16 protein-coding genes are annotated in these 15,169 nt (G+C 34.5%); 3 read left to right on the top strand and 13 right to left on the bottom strand.

Annotated elements, in window-relative coordinates:
* Window positions 1-6: 6 nt before the first annotated feature.
* The 10 genes from LQU94_RS06890 to LQU94_RS06930 form a co-directional block, all read right to left on the bottom strand.
* A complete protein-coding gene (locus LQU94_RS06890; RefSeq protein WP_230696967.1) occupies window positions 7-1,071 on the bottom strand; it encodes a restriction endonuclease subunit S in 1,065 nt (354 codons plus the stop codon).
* Complete coding sequence (locus tag LQU94_RS06895) at window positions 1,061-3,049, bottom strand: class I SAM-dependent DNA methyltransferase (protein WP_230696968.1); 1,989 nt, start codon at window positions 3,047-3,049, stop codon at window positions 1,061-1,063. The genes LQU94_RS06890 and LQU94_RS06895 overlap by 11 nt, the downstream gene beginning before the upstream one ends.
* The gene (locus LQU94_RS06900) at window positions 3,039-3,269 is read right to left on the bottom strand and encodes a helix-turn-helix transcriptional regulator (RefSeq protein ID WP_230696969.1); all 231 of its coding nucleotides are present in this window, start codon (window positions 3,267-3,269) and stop codon (window positions 3,039-3,041) included. The genes LQU94_RS06895 and LQU94_RS06900 overlap by 11 nt, the downstream gene beginning before the upstream one ends.
* 644 nt (window positions 3,270-3,913) lie before the next feature.
* Window positions 3,914-4,039 carry a hypothetical protein gene (locus LQU94_RS08075; RefSeq protein WP_255702424.1) on the bottom strand — a complete coding sequence of 42 codons (126 nt, stop codon included), beginning with the start codon at window positions 4,037-4,039 and terminating at the stop codon, window positions 3,914-3,916.
* Between the two features lie 34 nt (window positions 4,040-4,073).
* On the bottom strand, window positions 4,074-4,409 hold the full coding sequence (locus LQU94_RS06905; RefSeq protein ID WP_230696970.1) for a plasmid mobilization relaxosome protein MobC: 336 nt from the start codon (window positions 4,407-4,409) through the stop codon (window positions 4,074-4,076).
* Between the two features lie 364 nt (window positions 4,410-4,773).
* Complete coding sequence (locus tag LQU94_RS06910; protein ID WP_230696971.1) at window positions 4,774-6,216, bottom strand: virulence-associated E family protein; 1,443 nt, start codon at window positions 6,214-6,216, stop codon at window positions 4,774-4,776.
* Window positions 6,203-7,147 (bottom strand): hypothetical protein, encoded by a 945-nt coding sequence (locus LQU94_RS06915; protein WP_230696972.1) that lies wholly within the window; start codon window positions 7,145-7,147, stop codon window positions 6,203-6,205. Before LQU94_RS06915 ends, LQU94_RS06910 begins: the two co-directional genes overlap by 14 nt.
* 98 nt (window positions 7,148-7,245) lie before the next feature.
* Window positions 7,246-7,608 (bottom strand): hypothetical protein, encoded by a 363-nt coding sequence (locus tag LQU94_RS06920; protein ID WP_230696973.1) that lies wholly within the window; start codon window positions 7,606-7,608, stop codon window positions 7,246-7,248.
* A complete protein-coding gene (locus LQU94_RS06925) occupies window positions 7,592-8,752 on the bottom strand; it encodes a site-specific integrase (RefSeq protein ID WP_255702425.1) in 1,161 nt (386 codons plus the stop codon). Before LQU94_RS06925 ends, LQU94_RS06920 begins: the two co-directional genes overlap by 17 nt.
* The gene (locus LQU94_RS06930; protein WP_230696975.1) at window positions 8,724-8,918 is read right to left on the bottom strand and encodes a DNA-binding protein; all 195 of its coding nucleotides are present in this window, start codon (window positions 8,916-8,918) and stop codon (window positions 8,724-8,726) included. The genes LQU94_RS06925 and LQU94_RS06930 overlap by 29 nt, the downstream gene beginning before the upstream one ends.
* A 273-nt stretch (window positions 8,919-9,191) precedes the next feature.
* On the opposite strand from LQU94_RS06930, the gene LQU94_RS06935 reads away from it, so the two are divergent.
* Entirely contained in the window at window positions 9,192-9,626 is a 435-nt protein-coding gene (locus LQU94_RS06935; protein WP_230696976.1) for a helix-turn-helix domain-containing protein, read from the top strand.
* Entirely contained in the window at window positions 9,626-10,570 is a 945-nt protein-coding gene (locus LQU94_RS06940; protein WP_230696977.1) for a hypothetical protein, read from the top strand. Before LQU94_RS06935 ends, LQU94_RS06940 begins: the two co-directional genes overlap by 1 nt.
* A gap of 190 nt (window positions 10,571-10,760) precedes the next feature.
* On the opposite strand, the gene guaA is transcribed toward LQU94_RS06940, so the two are convergent.
* Window positions 10,761-12,293 (bottom strand): glutamine-hydrolyzing GMP synthase, encoded by a 1,533-nt coding sequence (gene guaA, locus LQU94_RS06945; protein ID WP_230696978.1) that lies wholly within the window; start codon window positions 12,291-12,293, stop codon window positions 10,761-10,763.
* Between the two features lie 166 nt (window positions 12,294-12,459).
* Between guaA and LQU94_RS06950 the strand changes: the two genes are divergently transcribed.
* Entirely contained in the window at window positions 12,460-13,017 is a 558-nt protein-coding gene (locus tag LQU94_RS06950; protein WP_230696979.1) for a cupin domain-containing protein, read from the top strand.
* Between the two features lie 51 nt (window positions 13,018-13,068).
* Here the strand turns inward: LQU94_RS06950 and LQU94_RS06955 are convergent, their stop codons facing one another.
* Entirely contained in the window at window positions 13,069-13,563 is a 495-nt protein-coding gene (locus LQU94_RS06955) for an NUDIX domain-containing protein (RefSeq protein WP_230696980.1), read from the bottom strand.
* Window positions 13,563-15,161 carry a CTP synthase gene (locus LQU94_RS06960; RefSeq protein WP_230696981.1) on the bottom strand — a complete coding sequence of 533 codons (1,599 nt, stop codon included), beginning with the start codon at window positions 15,159-15,161 and terminating at the stop codon, window positions 13,563-13,565. Before LQU94_RS06960 ends, LQU94_RS06955 begins: the two co-directional genes overlap by 1 nt.
* Between the last annotated feature and the right edge of the window lie 8 nt (window positions 15,162-15,169).

Raw genomic sequence — 15,169 nt, forward strand, 5'->3', positions numbered from 1 at the left:
GCTAACCTATATATATATATATATATATATAGGTTCAAGCACTTCTTGGACTTTTTCAGCTTCTAAATTTTGCATAAATTGACTCATATATTCCCAATGAGGATTGCCATTTTCATCAACAGGTAAAATAATCTTTTCCTGCCTAATTCTTTTATCATTAATTTCTCTATTGAATGAATATTTTTCTTCAAGTCTTCTGACAATTGTTGACATAAATAAATAGATATACTTGTCAGCATTATCTATGCTTAAAGAAGTAACATGATCACTAGCTATATATTCATATTCATGATAAAAGCAGGCACCCACACTACCGCTATTAGCAATTGAGATGTTATTTGAAAATTTTCTAACTCCATCTTTATTACCTATAAACCCATCGAGGCCATTATTCATAGCGGTTGACGAAATATATGGAGTATATCCATCAATATGGTCAGCTTTTTTTAGTCTCTTACCTCTTTGAATTTTCCTAAATATTTTATTGAAAGGAAACTCCCTCCACTCAACATTCTCTAAGCCTACCAAATCAAATGCTGTTTCTAAGATCTTTTGCTCATAATAATCAATAACTTTTCGAGCAGCTTTCTTTTGTTCTTGTTTGATGTATTGTTCCATGAAAGACCAGTTTGGTTTGCCTTCTGAATCTATAGGTAGCATAACTAAACGATCTTTCATTCTAGTTCCTGTTAATCCTTTTCCATAACCAAAACCACAATCTTTGATTGATGAACGAAATGCTTGAACTAAAAACAATCCTATGCTTTTATTAATCTCTGGATGAGATATAGAATACATCTTATTTCCAGCAATATAATTATAAGGTTGATAGAAAAAATCTGCATTTTCAGCCCCTAAACTAATGCTATCTCTTTTATTAAATTTAAAATCTGATCCTTTAATAGTGTCTTCGAGTCCATTATTAAGTGAAGTTCTAGTGATGTATGGCACCCCGTATTTATATTGCTCTAGCCTATCTTTATGATAAGGCTTAGAGTTTTCTACAGTAAAGATATCTGAGACTTTAAATTTACTCCACTTTACTTGATCTAAACTAATTCTATTCTCCATAATCATCACCATCTTCAGCAACTAATAGCATTTCATCTTCTGTAGCTGAATACTCTTTCTTGTCTTCCACGCCAAATAAATATCCTTTACCATGAGTTATCATATTAACTTCAAATGTTATATAGTCAGCTATCGTGTTTCTAAAATCTTCTTCTGAGGGAATTTCATCGTTAAAGTAATAGAAAGAATGCAACCACTCATCGTCTGCTTCTATAGTTGTTTCAACACAGAATTTAGTTTCTGTTTCAATTGTTCCATTCCAAACATCAAGTAGGTGTTGTTTCTTATCTTTCGCATTTGGAGTTTCAACAAGTCCTATGTGTTTTGAAACTATAAAGCCATCATCTTCAAAGTTAATAAATTTACATATTTTATCTTTATGATGTGGTAAGCCAGCTGTAAAAATTGCTATACAAGGATTTACACCGACTCCATAGAAAGTATCTTTATTAAGTGTAATCACACCCTCTAAAGTATGTTTCTTTAGGATATTTGCTTTAATCTCTTTTTCAATATTAGTTTTTCCTGTCATCGTTGACTGAGGAACGATAATAGCAACTCTGCCCTCTTCTACCATGCTATCTAGTAAATGTTCCGTAAAAGAAATTTCATATAAGTCAGGGTTTGTTGATGATCCTTGAGAGTATGGAGGGTTCATCATTCCTACTGTTGGGTGCCACTCTTTTTGTATCTTTGCTGGATTTTGTTTTAAGAAGTCAGCATTTTCTAAGTTGCTTTTACCATCACCTCTAAGAATCATGTTAGTAGTCGCAATGGTGAACATATATGACTGGCTCTCAATACCAAAAAGTTGATCTTTTTTGATAGCCCTACGATCCTCGTAGTCATTAGTTTGAGAAAGCATGTCATGCATACCAGCAATTAAAAAACCAGCAGTGCCACAACAAGGGTCGAAAACTCTATCTGTAGGTTTCAAATCTAAAAGATCACAGAATAAGTTTGTTATGTGTTTTGGCGTAAGGATAATTCCAAGAGTTTGACCATCTCCACCTGAATAGGACATAAATTCCCCATAGAATCTGCCTAGATAGTCTTCACCATCCCTGTTATAACGAATATTTTGATAAACTCGTTTCTGCAAAAATTCTGTGTAGTGTTTCAGAGGCGTTTTCCCTAAAGTATCATTAATTTCATTGATAAGGGTGTTATCTCTGATTACAGAAAATTGACTTAACAGCTTATCTTTTTTAACTTGAGGAGATACATTGGCTCGGTCAAGGTTACTTTCGATTGCTTTATAAATCTTTTGTCCGTCAGTTGATCTCTCGTTAGTATCTCCAACTAAGCTATCAACTGAAAAATTTCCAAAATCAGCTTCTCTTAAAGCTAACAAAATTCCTGAAACAATTAGTGGCTTATCCTTATCTTGGATACTTCCATAGTTACGTAAATCTTCATGAAGTTCAGCTGCATCCTTAAGAATTTCTTTTGTTTCTTTTTCTTCAGCTGTATCTTCTTTTAGGATTTCTTTTATATAATATTCATCTATATTATCTTCATTAAAAAGAATGAAGCCTTCTGTTTCTGGTAACTCTTTATAGTTTTGACGCTCATCTACAAAAATAGGTGTAATTCTATGACGCTTCTCATTTCCAGAAACACCAATAGCAAGAATCTTTTTATATGAAGTATTCTTTGCTAGGTGCTTCCCATAAAACAAGGCTCCATTCACTGCATAATCACAAATAGCTGTCGTTTCTTCTGAAATTAAATCATCTTCTGTCCTTAGTTCATGATTTGAGACAGAAACCTTATTTTCGATAACAATTAGGAAATCTTTTACGACACCTGTATATTCTGGATATCCAATATTCCCTGTGCCTCTTTTTGAAGCTGTTTTCAGGGCTTCGCTAATTTCTTTTATTGTTGAACCTTGTGGATCTAATTGAATATCCGCTTCTTTCAATAAATCATAAACCCAAAGGTCCGTACTTTTTTCTCTCACTCTAATACTCATCGCTCTGCTCCAATTTTTCTTCAACTAAATAACTTACAATATCTCCAACATCACACTTAAGACTTTCACAGATTCTACCAAGTACATCCATACTTACAATCTCATTCTTTCCTAGCTTTGCAAGAGTTGCTGAAGACATCCCTGTGTCGATTCGTAAATCTTCTTTGTACATTTTCTTTTCTTCAAGTAGTTTCCAAAGTTTGCTGTAATCAAATGCCATTTATTTACTTCTTTCCTCTACAGTACTTATAGACTTTTAATTATCTTGGATTCTTGAAACCTCCATAGGAAAAGACCCACTTTAATAATTCACGATCAAGTTGATCTATATGGCAGTCCCTTTTCTCCACTTCATTCTTTTCGCCTAACCAGATTGAAAATATTTCTAGACTATCTTGACCATCTAAGGCTTGCTTAATATACTCCAAAAGTTTCTCGGGATTCCCTAAATACTTTCACCCAAAACTTATTCCTTAAATAAATGGAGCATTTGTATAAGGATTTAATTCTTTGAAAAGATCATCTACAAATATTTGAATATGATTTCTTTCATCAATATATAATTTATTGCCCTCACGTTGAATACCATAAGAATAAGGGTTTAGTTTTATATTTCTCGCTATAAAATTATATGTGTCATAAAATCTTCCCTACTTAATCTTTATCTTATTAAAGATAATTATATCAAATAATTACCTATTTTAAAACAGATAAAAGCTGATGCCCCAAAACACCAGCTCTTAAAAACTTCTATACTATTTTTCCTAGTAAGGCTTCATAAGTGTTCTTGAAATTATGATTAAACTCTACAAGCATATCTCTTAAGTCTTGACGATAAATATGCCCCTCATTTTCACATCTATCTTATACTTCTTGATAAACTTCTCTCACCTCATCTAGTTCCTTAATTAAGTCCTCAAAACCTACTACGCCGATATAAAAGGCTTCTTCTTTCGTCAATAATCCTTTCTCATCAATATAATATTTCATTTCTCATTACCTCCTAAAATTCTTATTTTTATCTTTATTTTTTCCTTAATAAATCATGTATCGCAGTAATCTTATTGCTTATCACTGCCAATCTTTCTTTCATACCATCCATTTCATATTTTCTTAAAATGCCTGTTGTATTGACACTTTTAGCAACCTGATTGGTATAGTCAGTCAGGACTTTTAAATCAGTTTGTAAATCATAAAATGGACTTAAATCCACATGGTAAATTTCCTTTTCTAGTACCGTCTTCCTGATAAAGTGATTCATATTTTTTGCACCAGACTCTTTCTTCTTTCGCTCAAATAATTCTTTTTCTTCATCTGTTAAATTGAATCTCAAGCGATTATTTCGTTTTCTGTTTTCCATATATGTCATCTCCTTTTTTGTTTTTTTTCGGGGTCTTAGGGTTCTCCCTAACAAGTTAAAAATGAAGCTCAAAATTAAATATCTGATTTAGTTTTGAAGTCATTTTTTAGTAAGTGGTCACACACTTACTGTGCTTGCTATTAAACTTTTCTCTTTTATCTTCTTTTCTTTAACTTCTAAACTAGACACATGTAACTTTTGTAACTGTAACCTACAAAAACAAAACTCCTGAAATTAGGTAAGTTTACTTTCACTTAGGCTTCTAAAGCTTGTATTATCAAGCCTTTTGCTTTCTCTAGTCCTAATTCAGAAGGTTTTAAAATCTTGGTTACAAGTTACAAGGTTACAAAGTTACAATTTTTCTTTAAGTTTTTCTCTCTCCTGTGTCCATTTCAACTTGAGTAAATTTGCTCCACTCTGGAGGAAGATTGTCTTGAGACACTTCTATCAAATCATTTCCCATATCTTCCTTCTTCTCATAATAGAGTTTGACTGGAATAGATATCCCACTAGGTGAAATCCTCTTTGTCTTTGATGAACGAATAGGAATCCAATCAGGGAAGTAGTTGTCCATAATTTCAGAAAAAGATTTTGACTTAATCTGATAGCCCTGCATGCTTAATTCCTTAAAGCAGGTAATATGAGGTTCATTAGATTTCGGTTTATATTCTTCAAGGAAGAACCTGATATCTTCTACATCAGGATTTAAATACTTAAACTTCTCTTGTTCCTCATATAGATCCTTTAATAAATCTTTTGGTATCGTCCAAGAATGCAGATTATTTTTATAAAGTTCATAGCCATAAGCTAGTGCTTGATTAAAGTCTTCTCTAATAGACAAGAGATATTCTTTTTCAGACAAATCTCCTAAGTATTCCTTATCGGGATAGCCAGCTTTCGTTCTCTTATCCTTATGACATTCAACAGGCAAGTATCTTCTTTCTCCTGTATGGTCATTTAGAAAAGTTCTTTCATTTAATGTTCCAATTAAAATACAAGTTCTAGGAACATCGGTAGAAAACTTCTCATAGGGAATTCTGATTCTATCGCTTAACTTGGATAGAAATGACTTTGCTTCATTGGCAGACTTGGCATTTCTTAAGGCTACAAATTCTTCAATTTCAACAACTGTTTTTCCCATGAGATTCATCACAGCATCTTTACCTTGGATATTTTCAATGGTACAAAACCAATCATCTTTTATGGCTAAGTATCTTGCAAAAGTAGACTTACCAATACCTTGGCCACCAACTAAAACCATCATCTCATCAAACTTAGATCCAGGTTCAAACACTCTTTTGATTAAACCTAAAATCATATGTTCCATAATCCAATGATTAAGTTTCGTATCTTCAGCTCCTAAATAGCTAGGCAGAAGTTTTCTGATGGCATTTCTATCACCCTTCCACTTTAGGTTTTGAAGATATTGTTTGGGTGGACTGATTTCATATTGGTGGGCTACAAATCGAATGGCTTCCCACATCTTATTGGCGTTATAGTTAATGCCAAAATGCTTTTCTATTTCAAGTCCCAGTCGATTGTTTAATGAATCATCCCAAAGCCTAATTTGATTAGGTCTAATATTTCTTTCTCCTATAATTTGTCCTTGGAATTTAATCTCATTGGTAAATTTATCGTAGAAGATTTGTCCCTCTATGATTTTCTTTTTCTTACAATACTTAGGATTAAGGATAGCAGTAACAATATTGCCTGTAATTTGCCTGACATGCCCTTTATCTGTTGTTTGTAAGTCAATATAGGAATAAGTCTGATCAATTTCTGGAAAGACTAGTTTAAGTTCGTTCATAGGCTTCCATCCTTTGCTTGTAGGCTAGATGCCTTGACCAATCAAAAGGGATATAAGAACCAAGCTCTAAAACGCTCTCTAAAGTCTTATCTACATATTCAAGATACTTTCTATCGTCTTTTCTTTTTTCCTGACTTCCTATGCGATTTAAGGGCGTCATTAAAAACAAATCTTTCATAAGTTCTGGATTCCCATCGGTATAATTTCTAGCTAAAACTAAAAAGATAAAATCATCTCTACTATGGTCTCCAGTAATAGATTCTCCATTAATTAATAATTTTGCTTTTGAATTGGTCTTTTCCATGGTATCTAGAATTTCAGATAAAGATAAGCCATTCAAATGACCTTCTTGACTTAAAATAAGACTTTGAAAGTCTTTTATCTGACTTCTAATAGAAACTTTATCCTGTGTCCATTTCTTATAAAGCTTATCTAGTTCTGCTTGTTTATCTAGTAGCTGATTGCTGATAGGAAAGTAGCTTCCATCCCCTACATCTCCAGTTAGGGCGATATATCGATTGCTCTTATAAATTTCTATTCCTTCACTAGGCTTAATCACATTATCTAGAAGCTTTCCCTTACAAAAGATATGAATCCCTTGCCCTGATTGAGAAAGCTCCATATAAGTCCCTGTGAAGGCTTCTACAATAGCTTGAGCCATAGCTGTTAAGCGACCATCTACAATCGCTTGGTCTAAATCGACACAGGTGATATGGTCTTCTTCTGTTAGAACAAAACCTAAAGGCTCATTTTTATCCTTTGCTTCTTCAAAATCTAGCCACCTATCTGGCTTGTTCCAGCCTATCCCTTGTCCATCTATTAATGAAAAGGGAAGTTTAGCTACAGTATCTTTTCTTCTTTCTTTTCTCCAGCCTATAAATCGTTTTAAGGCTTTCATCTCTTCTGGTATATAGTTATATTTGTTTTCCATTTTTGTCCTCCTAATTTGGTATTAGCAAGACTCCTGTGATAAAATGGACTTGTCTAGAGAACATTCCCACAGGAGTGTTTTGCCTTTGGCCTTTTGGGTTAAAGGCTTTTTTCTTTTTTAAGTTCTTCATAAATTTCTAAAATAAATATTAAGATTTCTTGTTCTTGGTCATCTAACTGACCGAATTTTTTAATTACTCTAGCTAATTGAAAGATTTCTTTAGCAACACTATCGGCAAGGCGATAATCTGGTACGATTCTAACCTCATGATTAAGCAAACTTTGAATAATATAGTCCTGTTTTAACAAACCACTCATCTCAACCTTTTTATTAAGTAAGTCATATTCATCGGGTGTTACTCTAAAATTGACATATTTATTTCTGACTCGATTATTTTCTTTCTTTTTAAGTTTTTTCTTTTTTAGTTTCTGAATACTTTCTCTTCTAAATATTTTCGCCATCTTCATCCTCCTCAAGCAGGCTTGCCCAATCATTTTCTGTAGTTTTTCTCAAGTTATTTAATGAATCAGCCATTTCAATCTGTTTGCTAGGGAAAAGGTGAGCATATCGATAAGTTATATCAATGGATTCATGACCAACACGGTCTGCTATAGCAATAGCTGAATAACCAAGTTCAATTAATAGAGAAACGTGAGAATGCCTCAAATCATGAACTCTTATTCTTTTAACTCCAGATATTTCGCTTCCTCTTGCCATTTCTCTATGAAGAGAACTTTTAGATAAAGAAAATATTAAATCTGTATCCTTAAGTTTATAGAAGCCATCTAAGTAGGCTTTTATGTTTTCAGAAAGAAAATCAGGCATAACAATCGTTCTGATACTCTTTTTTGTTTTAGGTTCTGTAATGTAGTTTTTACCTTTAATCCTTTGTAGAGACTGATCTATACGAACAGTATTATTGTTAAAGTCAAACTTCTCTTTGGTTAAAGCTAGAAACTCACCCATTCTTAAACCACACCAATAAAGAATTTCAAAAGCATGATAATGTTCAGGCTTATCTTTTATAGCATTGATAAACTTTTCGAATTCTTCCTGTGTCCAGAAAGACATTTCTTGCCCCTCTTTTTGCCCCATAGTACCAACTTGTCTAGCAACATTATGCTGTAGATTGTAGTATTTACAGGCATGATTTAGGACACTACTTAATTGAGCATGTATAGTCCTAAGATAAGTTGGAGAGTATCTTCTGCCATTCTCATCCATCATGTTTATAATCTTGTTCTGCCATTGAATAATCGTGACCTTACTAATTTCATTCATTTTCAAATTACCGATATAAGGCATGACTTTACTTTTTATAATATTTTCCTTGGTATTCCAAGTATTCAATCTAATCCTTGGTGCCTTGTCTCTTTTATAGACTTCAAAGAATTCTTCAAAGGTCATGTCTAAGTTTCCAGATTGTTCATTTAAAAAGCTTTGTTCCCATTCAAGGGCTTTTTTCTTCGTTTTAAATCCACGTTTTTTCTTATTAACCTTTTTACCTTGCCAATTGTAATAACTAAATTTGCAGTACCAAGTTCCGTTTCCACTTTCATCTCTGTAGGCTCCCACACTATCCCTCCTTTGTTTTTTGATTTCCATAGCAATACTTTTCCATAAAATATTGACGATTAATTTTGCCTCTTTGAACACGGTAACCAAGTTCTTGTAACTCTGTGTTCATTTCAGCAATAAGTTGATAAGCAGTTGTTCTGCTTACTTCCAAGAAGTCTTGAACTTCTCTTGCTGTCATAAATACTTTGCTCATTTCTTACCTCCTTATTGTTTTTTCTTATAAGGTTCTCATCAATGAATTTATGACGAGCGTCAATTTGGTTTTCTTATATTCTAACGACACACTTCCGTGCTGTTTAATTATATATTAACAGCACGTATTCGTGTTGTCAATGTCAAATTTAAATTGTTTAGTATTTTATGTGCTGATTCTATTGAGCATTTAAAAAATACAACAGTTCATTTCTGTTGTGATTAGTATTACCATGTGATAAAATATAGTTAATTATTTTGAGAGGAGGCCGTCATGATTTCGGGTGAAAAATTAAGAAAACTAAGATTACTAAGAAAGTTGACACAGAAAGAATTAGCCTATATGTCAGGTTTAACAGATTCTGCTATACGAAATTATGAGTTAGGATATAGATCTCCTGACAATGAACAATTAAAAAAAATAGCTGAAGCACTACAGTGTGATGCCTCTGCTTTAGTTGACCATACACCAATTTCTATTTTTGAATTTATGCAAGTTGTATTTGATTATGAAAAATATTTTAAAATAAGACCATTAGTAGAAGATTCTACACTTGGTCTCATTTTCCATGATGAAAATTTTAATGACTTTATCAAAGAATGGGATGAGATGAGAAAGAAACATTATAATGAGGAAATTTCTGATGAGGAATTTGATGATTGGAAATTGTCTTATCCAAAGAAGTCTAGAAATTTGAAGAGGAAATAATGATAGTCGAATTCAACCCTAAACTCTTATTAGGAAATATTACAGTTTCAACAGAACTGAAACAGTATTATGAAAAAAATATTGAAGCAATCGCAACAATTTTTTCAGAATATATAGACATCTCAAATGTTGAAAAAATAGTCGTCCCTAATAATTTTGTTGATGAAGTTCTTGAATACCAAGTGCAAATTGGATATAAAAATCCGTCTGTTACCAATAATGAATTCGGGAAAGCATATGGAAAACTTCTTCTCAATCAGCATTCTGGTAAACACATCGTCTTTCTTGACTCAGAAATTACAACATTCTTAATGAGGGATTCCCTTACTGAAAATATAATCAAAATAGCTGGTGAAGAAAATAGAAAAACAATAGAAGACGGAACTCAGAAAGCATTAAATTTATTAGCCCACGAGCTGTCACATGCAGAATTTGCTAATAAGGTGAAACAACCAACTTTTAATAATAGCTATCAAAGTCAACTTGAAAATCTATGTTATCAATTACTTGATGAGTATTATGTCTGTAGAAAATCAAGCTATCTCACTTCAATAAATCTTCTCACCTATGACGAAAATTATATTTATGATATCGAAGAACGAATTATAGAAGAGAAATGGAAGTACAAAACACACCAAATTAGTTTAAATGACTTTTGTAATTACTTTCATTTACTAACAAGACAAACTCTAATTAATATGGTCTCGATCGTATCTGTTTTAGATAAAGACTTATCGAATTCTGCCTACTATGAAAATTGTTTGATAGGAATGATTGTTGATATTTTCAAAACAGAGTTTGATAGAATCTATTACGATATTCATGATGATAAAAAATTTGTAATTCCAAATTCTCTGCTAGAAGCGATAAATTCTTACTATCAATCCTTTGGAGTTTATATTTCTGAAGAACCAACAGGCTTATATTATTACACTCCCGACTAATCGTCAGAAAATCTTACCACTAAAAAAGACCGTAACATAAATTGCTACGGTCTCATTTTAATTCATTTCTAAGCCACTCGGGAACATTCCCAGCATTATTCTTTTAAACTTTTTTACCCAATTTTGTCCCGGTTGCACTTTTAAAATAGCTAAACCCCTTGATTTTACGCCATTTGTTATTTTCTTGGGCCTATTCCCACTCAATGGTTCCTGGTGGTTTGCTTGTAATATCGTATACAATGCGGTTAATGTGATCGACTTCGTTTACGATTCTTGTAGCGGTTTTGTCCAATACTTCGTATGGGATGCGGGCCCAGTCCGCGGTCATAAAGTCGGTTGTGGTTACGCCTCTTAGGGCCAATGTGTAGTCGTAGGTTCTGAAATCTCCCATTACACCAACGGTTCTGTTGTTTGTTAATACGGCGAAATATTGGTTGATGTCTCGATCTAGCCCTGCGTTTGCGACTTCTTCTCTAAAGATGGCATCGGCGTCTCGCAAGATGTCAAGTTTTTCTTTGGTTACTTCGCCCATTACGCGGATTCCTAATCCTGGTCCTGGGAATGGTTGTCTCCATACGAGTTTTTCGTCCAATCCGATTTCTAAACCTAGTTGACGTACTTCGTCTTTAAATAGATCTCGCAATGGTTCAATTAAGTCATCAAAGTCTACTACCGATGGCAATCCGCCTACGTTGTGATGGCTTTTGATTACAGCAGCGTCTCCCAATCCACTTTCGATTACGTCTGGGTAGATGGTTCCTTGGGCTAGGAAGTTTACGACGCCGATTTTTCTCCCTTCGTCTTCAAATACGCGGATAAATTCTTCCCCGATAATTTTTCGTTTGTCTTCTGGATCTGTTACGCCTTCTAAACGTTTTAGGAATCTTTCTTCGGCTTTTACATGGATAAAGTGCATGCCGGATCCTTTAAAGGCGTCTTCTACTTCTTGTCCTTCGTTTTTACGCATTAAACCGTGATCTACGAAGATACAAGTTAGATTTTCTCCAATGGCGTCGCTAATTAATTTGGCGGCTACGGAAGAATCTACGCCTCCGGATAGGGCAAGCAATACTTTTTTATTTCCTACGGTTTTTTTAATGGTTTCTATGGCTTCTTGAGCATAGTTCGCCATGGTCCAGTCGCCTTTCGCTCCACAGATATCTTTTACGAAGTTTTCAATCATATCGTGTCCGTTTTCTGTGTGATTTACTTCTGGATGGTATTGCATAGCATAGAATTTTCGTTCTCTATCTTCCATGGCTGCAATTGGACAAGAATCTGTTGCGGCAATGGTGCGGAATCCTTTTGGTAATTCTTTTACGAAATCTACATGGCTCATCCATGTAATTTGTTCTACGGCTAGATCTGTAAATAAAGGAGAACTTGGATCGATGTTGGTTTTGGTTTTTCCAAATTCACGTACGTCGGAGGAGGCTACATTTCCTCCTAATTGTTTTGCCATAAGTTGCATTCCATAACACAATCCTAGGATAGGGATATTTAAGGAATATATTTCTTCTGGTAATTCTGGGCTTCCTTCTTCGTATACACTGTTAGGCCCACCAGTAAAAATTAGTCCGATTGGTTTCAATTTTTTAATCGATTCTAAGGCTTTGGTATAAGGCACAACTTCACAGTATACATTTTTTTCGCGCACTCTTCGTGTGATTAGTTGGTTGTATTGACCTCCAAAGTCAATGACAAGTATCATTTCTCTATCCATTATCTTCCTCCTTTTCTTCGGATTTATTATAACACATTTTTCTCGTCTTCGGTATTGGAACGATGTTTCGAAAATTTTTTTGAAATATGAAATTTTTATTTCAAAAAGATGAATATGGTGGTATAATTTTACTATCTATAATAAATATATTGAAAGGGGTTTTTGTATGTCTTCAAAATTTTCTGGTCATAAGATTCGCATTATGAGAAAGAATATGGGAATGAGTATTAAAGATCTGGCTGAAAAGAGCCAATTGAGTACTGGATTGATTAGTCAAATTGAAAGGGATTTGGTATCTCCTTCTGTGAATGCTATGACACGCATTGTTGCTACTTTGGAGACTACTATGGGGGAATTTTTTGATGAAGATTATTCCAAACAAAGTCCTGTGGTTATTGAAAAAGATCAGCACAAAGAAATCCTTTTAACAGAGGTTCAAAGAAAATACATAATCCTCTCTCCTACTGATAACCGTACAGTAGAGATGGTTTTTATGCATATTGATAAAACGGAAGATCCAGACAATATGCCTGCTAGTACTCACGAAGGGGAAGAGTGTGGCTATATCCTTTCTGGTCGTTTAACCGTTGAGGTCGAAGGGGAACGTCATGCGTTGGAAGAGGGAGATAGCATTTATTTCGAATCGACAAAACCACACAAATACATTAATTACGATGATGAAGTTTGTGTTTCTATTTGGGGAATGACTCCTCCTAGTTATTGATTTTGAATAAAAAAAGACTCAGGAAATCCTGGGTCTTTTTCTTTTGCTTTTTTATTTCCAATTGTTGAAGAAATCATGATAATAAGATAATTTGGTCAATTTTTTCTTAAAAATCCAGTCTTTTAATTCTTCATAGGTTAAAAATCTTGCGGCTTGTACTTCTTCCATATCAATTCTCACTTCGGTAATTTCTATATCTTTTTCAATTCGATAGATATAGTAATGGCCGGGATGCGTGGTGATGATTTGGTCAAGAATCAACTCGTCTTTTGTTAATTGGATTCCCATTTCTTCTTTCATTTCTCGAATCATGGCATCCTCTGGTTCTTCACCAGCCAATACAGATCCTATGGCGGTACAAGACCAGTAGTTGGGGTAATTTTTTTTCTTTTTGGATCTTTGTTGCAACAAATACCGTCCGTCGCTGGTTCGAATCCACCCTTCGACTACGCGATGGAATTTATCTTTTGGAATCCATTTTCCCCTTTGAATGGTTTCTCCTGTGGGCTTGTTGTTGCGATCATACAGATCCCATAGTTCTGCCATTATCGGCGTTTGCTTGCGGCTTCTACAAATCCCTTGAAGATTGGGTGGACATCGTTGGGACGGCTCTTAAATTCTGGATGGAATTGGCAAGCCACATAGAAATCATTCTCTGGTATTTCTACGATTTCTACTAAGTCTAAGTCTTCATTGATTCCACTTAAGGACAATCCTGCCTTACGCAATTGTCCACGATATTCGTTGTTGAATTCGTAGCGGTGTCTGTGACGCTCGGTAATCACTTCTTTTCCGTACAATTCGTAGGCTTTAGAATCTTTGTTTAATGTACAAGCATAGTCTCCTAGACGTTGCGTTCCTCCTAGGTTCTCTACATCTCGTTGGTTTTCCATTAAGTCAATAACTGGGAATGGCGTGCTTGGATCGATTTCTGTTGTAATGGCGTCTTTTAATCCCGCTAAATTTCTGGCTACGTCAATAACAGCAATTTGCATTCCTAAACAGATTCCAAAATAAGGAACGTTGTTTTCACGGGCGTATTTACTAGATAAAATCATTCCTTCTACGCCTCTTTCACCGAATCCACCCGGAACGATGATTCCGTCCATTCCTTCAAAGGTTTCTTCTACGTTTTCATCGTTTAATTCTTCGGCGTTTACATAGTGAATTTTTACTAAATCTCCCATTTCGTATCCCGCATCCAAAAGAGCTTGGGTTACGGATAAATAGGCATCTGGCAATTGTACATATTTCCCTACTAAGGCAATATTTACTTCTTTGTCTGCTTTTTTGAAGCGTTCTACCATTTCTCGCCATTTGTTGTTGGTTTGTTCTTTTCCTTCCAATTGCAAATGATCTAGGATCAATTTATCCAATCCCTGTTCATGGAATACCAATGGTACTTCATAAATTAAATCTACGTGTTTGGATTGAATTACCGCTTCGGCTGGTACGTCACAAAATAGGCTAATTTTTTTCCGTAAACTTTCGTCTACTTCTCCATCACTTCTTGTGATGATAATATCGGTTTTGATTCCTTGACTCATCAACTGTTTGAAGCTATGTTGTGTTGGTTTTGTTTTTAATTCATCAGATCCTGGAATGGATGGAACCAATACCGTATGAACAAAGATTACATCTTCTGCTTTGTTTTCGGAATGGATTTGACGAATCGCTTCGATAAAGGGTAGGCCTTCAATATCTCCTACGGTTCCGCCAATTTCTGTAATAACAACGTCTGCCCCTGTTTCTTTTCCGGCACGGTATACGGCCTCTTTGATTTCGTCGGTTACATGAGGAATTACTTGTACAGTGGCTCCGTCATAATCTCCACGACGTTCTTTTTTGATTACACGGGAATAAATTTTTCCTGTTGTGATGCTGGCAGATTTGGTTAATTCTTCATCAATAAAACGTTCATAATGTCCCAAATCCAAGTCGGTTTCTGCTCCATCTTTTGTTACGAAAACTTCTCCATGTTGGTATGGACTCATAGTTCCTGGATCGATATTCAAATAAGGATCAAACTTTTGCATAAAGACACTAAGGCCTCTGTTTTTTAATAAACGCCCAATACTTGCGGCGCTGATTCCTTTCCCAATCCCGGAAACAACACCTCCGGTTACAAATATATACTTTGTCATCTCTGCCT

Origin of the sequence: Peptoniphilus sp. KCTC 25270, from assembly GCF_021012875.1 — a bacterium.
GTDB lineage: Bacteria > Bacillota > Clostridia > Tissierellales > Peptoniphilaceae > JAJMZJ01.

Bases quoted from the DNA above. Each gene is read 5' to 3' on its own strand.
- LQU94_RS06890 (WP_230696967.1), bottom strand. From the start codon at position 1,071: ATGGAGAATAGAATTAGTTTAGATCAAGTAAAGTGGAGTAAATTTAAA.
- LQU94_RS06895 (WP_230696968.1), bottom strand. From the start codon at position 3,049: ATGAGTATTAGAGTGAGAGAAAAAAGTACGGACCTTTGGGTTTATGAT.
- LQU94_RS06900 (WP_230696969.1), bottom strand. From the start codon at position 3,269: ATGGCATTTGATTACAGCAAACTTTGGAAACTACTTGAAGAAAAGAAA.
- LQU94_RS08075 (WP_255702424.1), bottom strand. From the start codon at position 4,039: ATGAAATATTATATTGATGAGAAAGGATTATTGACGAAAGAAGAAGCC.
- LQU94_RS06905 (WP_230696970.1), bottom strand. From the start codon at position 4,409: ATGGAAAACAGAAAACGAAATAATCGCTTGAGATTCAATTTAACAGAT.
- LQU94_RS06910 (WP_230696971.1), bottom strand. From the start codon at position 6,216: ATGAACGAACTTAAACTAGTCTTTCCAGAAATTGATCAGACTTATTCC.
- LQU94_RS06915 (WP_230696972.1), bottom strand. From the start codon at position 7,147: ATGGAAAACAAATATAACTATATACCAGAAGAGATGAAAGCCTTAAAA.
- LQU94_RS06920 (WP_230696973.1), bottom strand. From the start codon at position 7,608: ATGGCGAAAATATTTAGAAGAGAAAGTATTCAGAAACTAAAAAAGAAA.
- LQU94_RS06925 (WP_255702425.1), bottom strand. From the start codon at position 8,752: ATGGAAATCAAAAAACAAAGGAGGGATAGTGTGGGAGCCTACAGAGAT.
- LQU94_RS06930 (WP_230696975.1), bottom strand. From the start codon at position 8,918: ATGAGCAAAGTATTTATGACAGCAAGAGAAGTTCAAGACTTCTTGGAA.
- LQU94_RS06935 (WP_230696976.1), top strand. From the start codon at position 9,192: ATGATTTCGGGTGAAAAATTAAGAAAACTAAGATTACTAAGAAAGTTG.
- LQU94_RS06940 (WP_230696977.1), top strand. From the start codon at position 9,626: ATGATAGTCGAATTCAACCCTAAACTCTTATTAGGAAATATTACAGTT.
- guaA (WP_230696978.1), bottom strand. From the start codon at position 12,293: ATGGATAGAGAAATGATACTTGTCATTGACTTTGGAGGTCAATACAAC.
- LQU94_RS06950 (WP_230696979.1), top strand. From the start codon at position 12,460: ATGTCTTCAAAATTTTCTGGTCATAAGATTCGCATTATGAGAAAGAAT.
- LQU94_RS06955 (WP_230696980.1), bottom strand. From the start codon at position 13,563: ATGGCAGAACTATGGGATCTGTATGATCGCAACAACAAGCCCACAGGA.
- LQU94_RS06960 (WP_230696981.1), bottom strand. From the start codon at position 15,161: ATGACAAAGTATATATTTGTAACCGGAGGTGTTGTTTCCGGGATTGGG.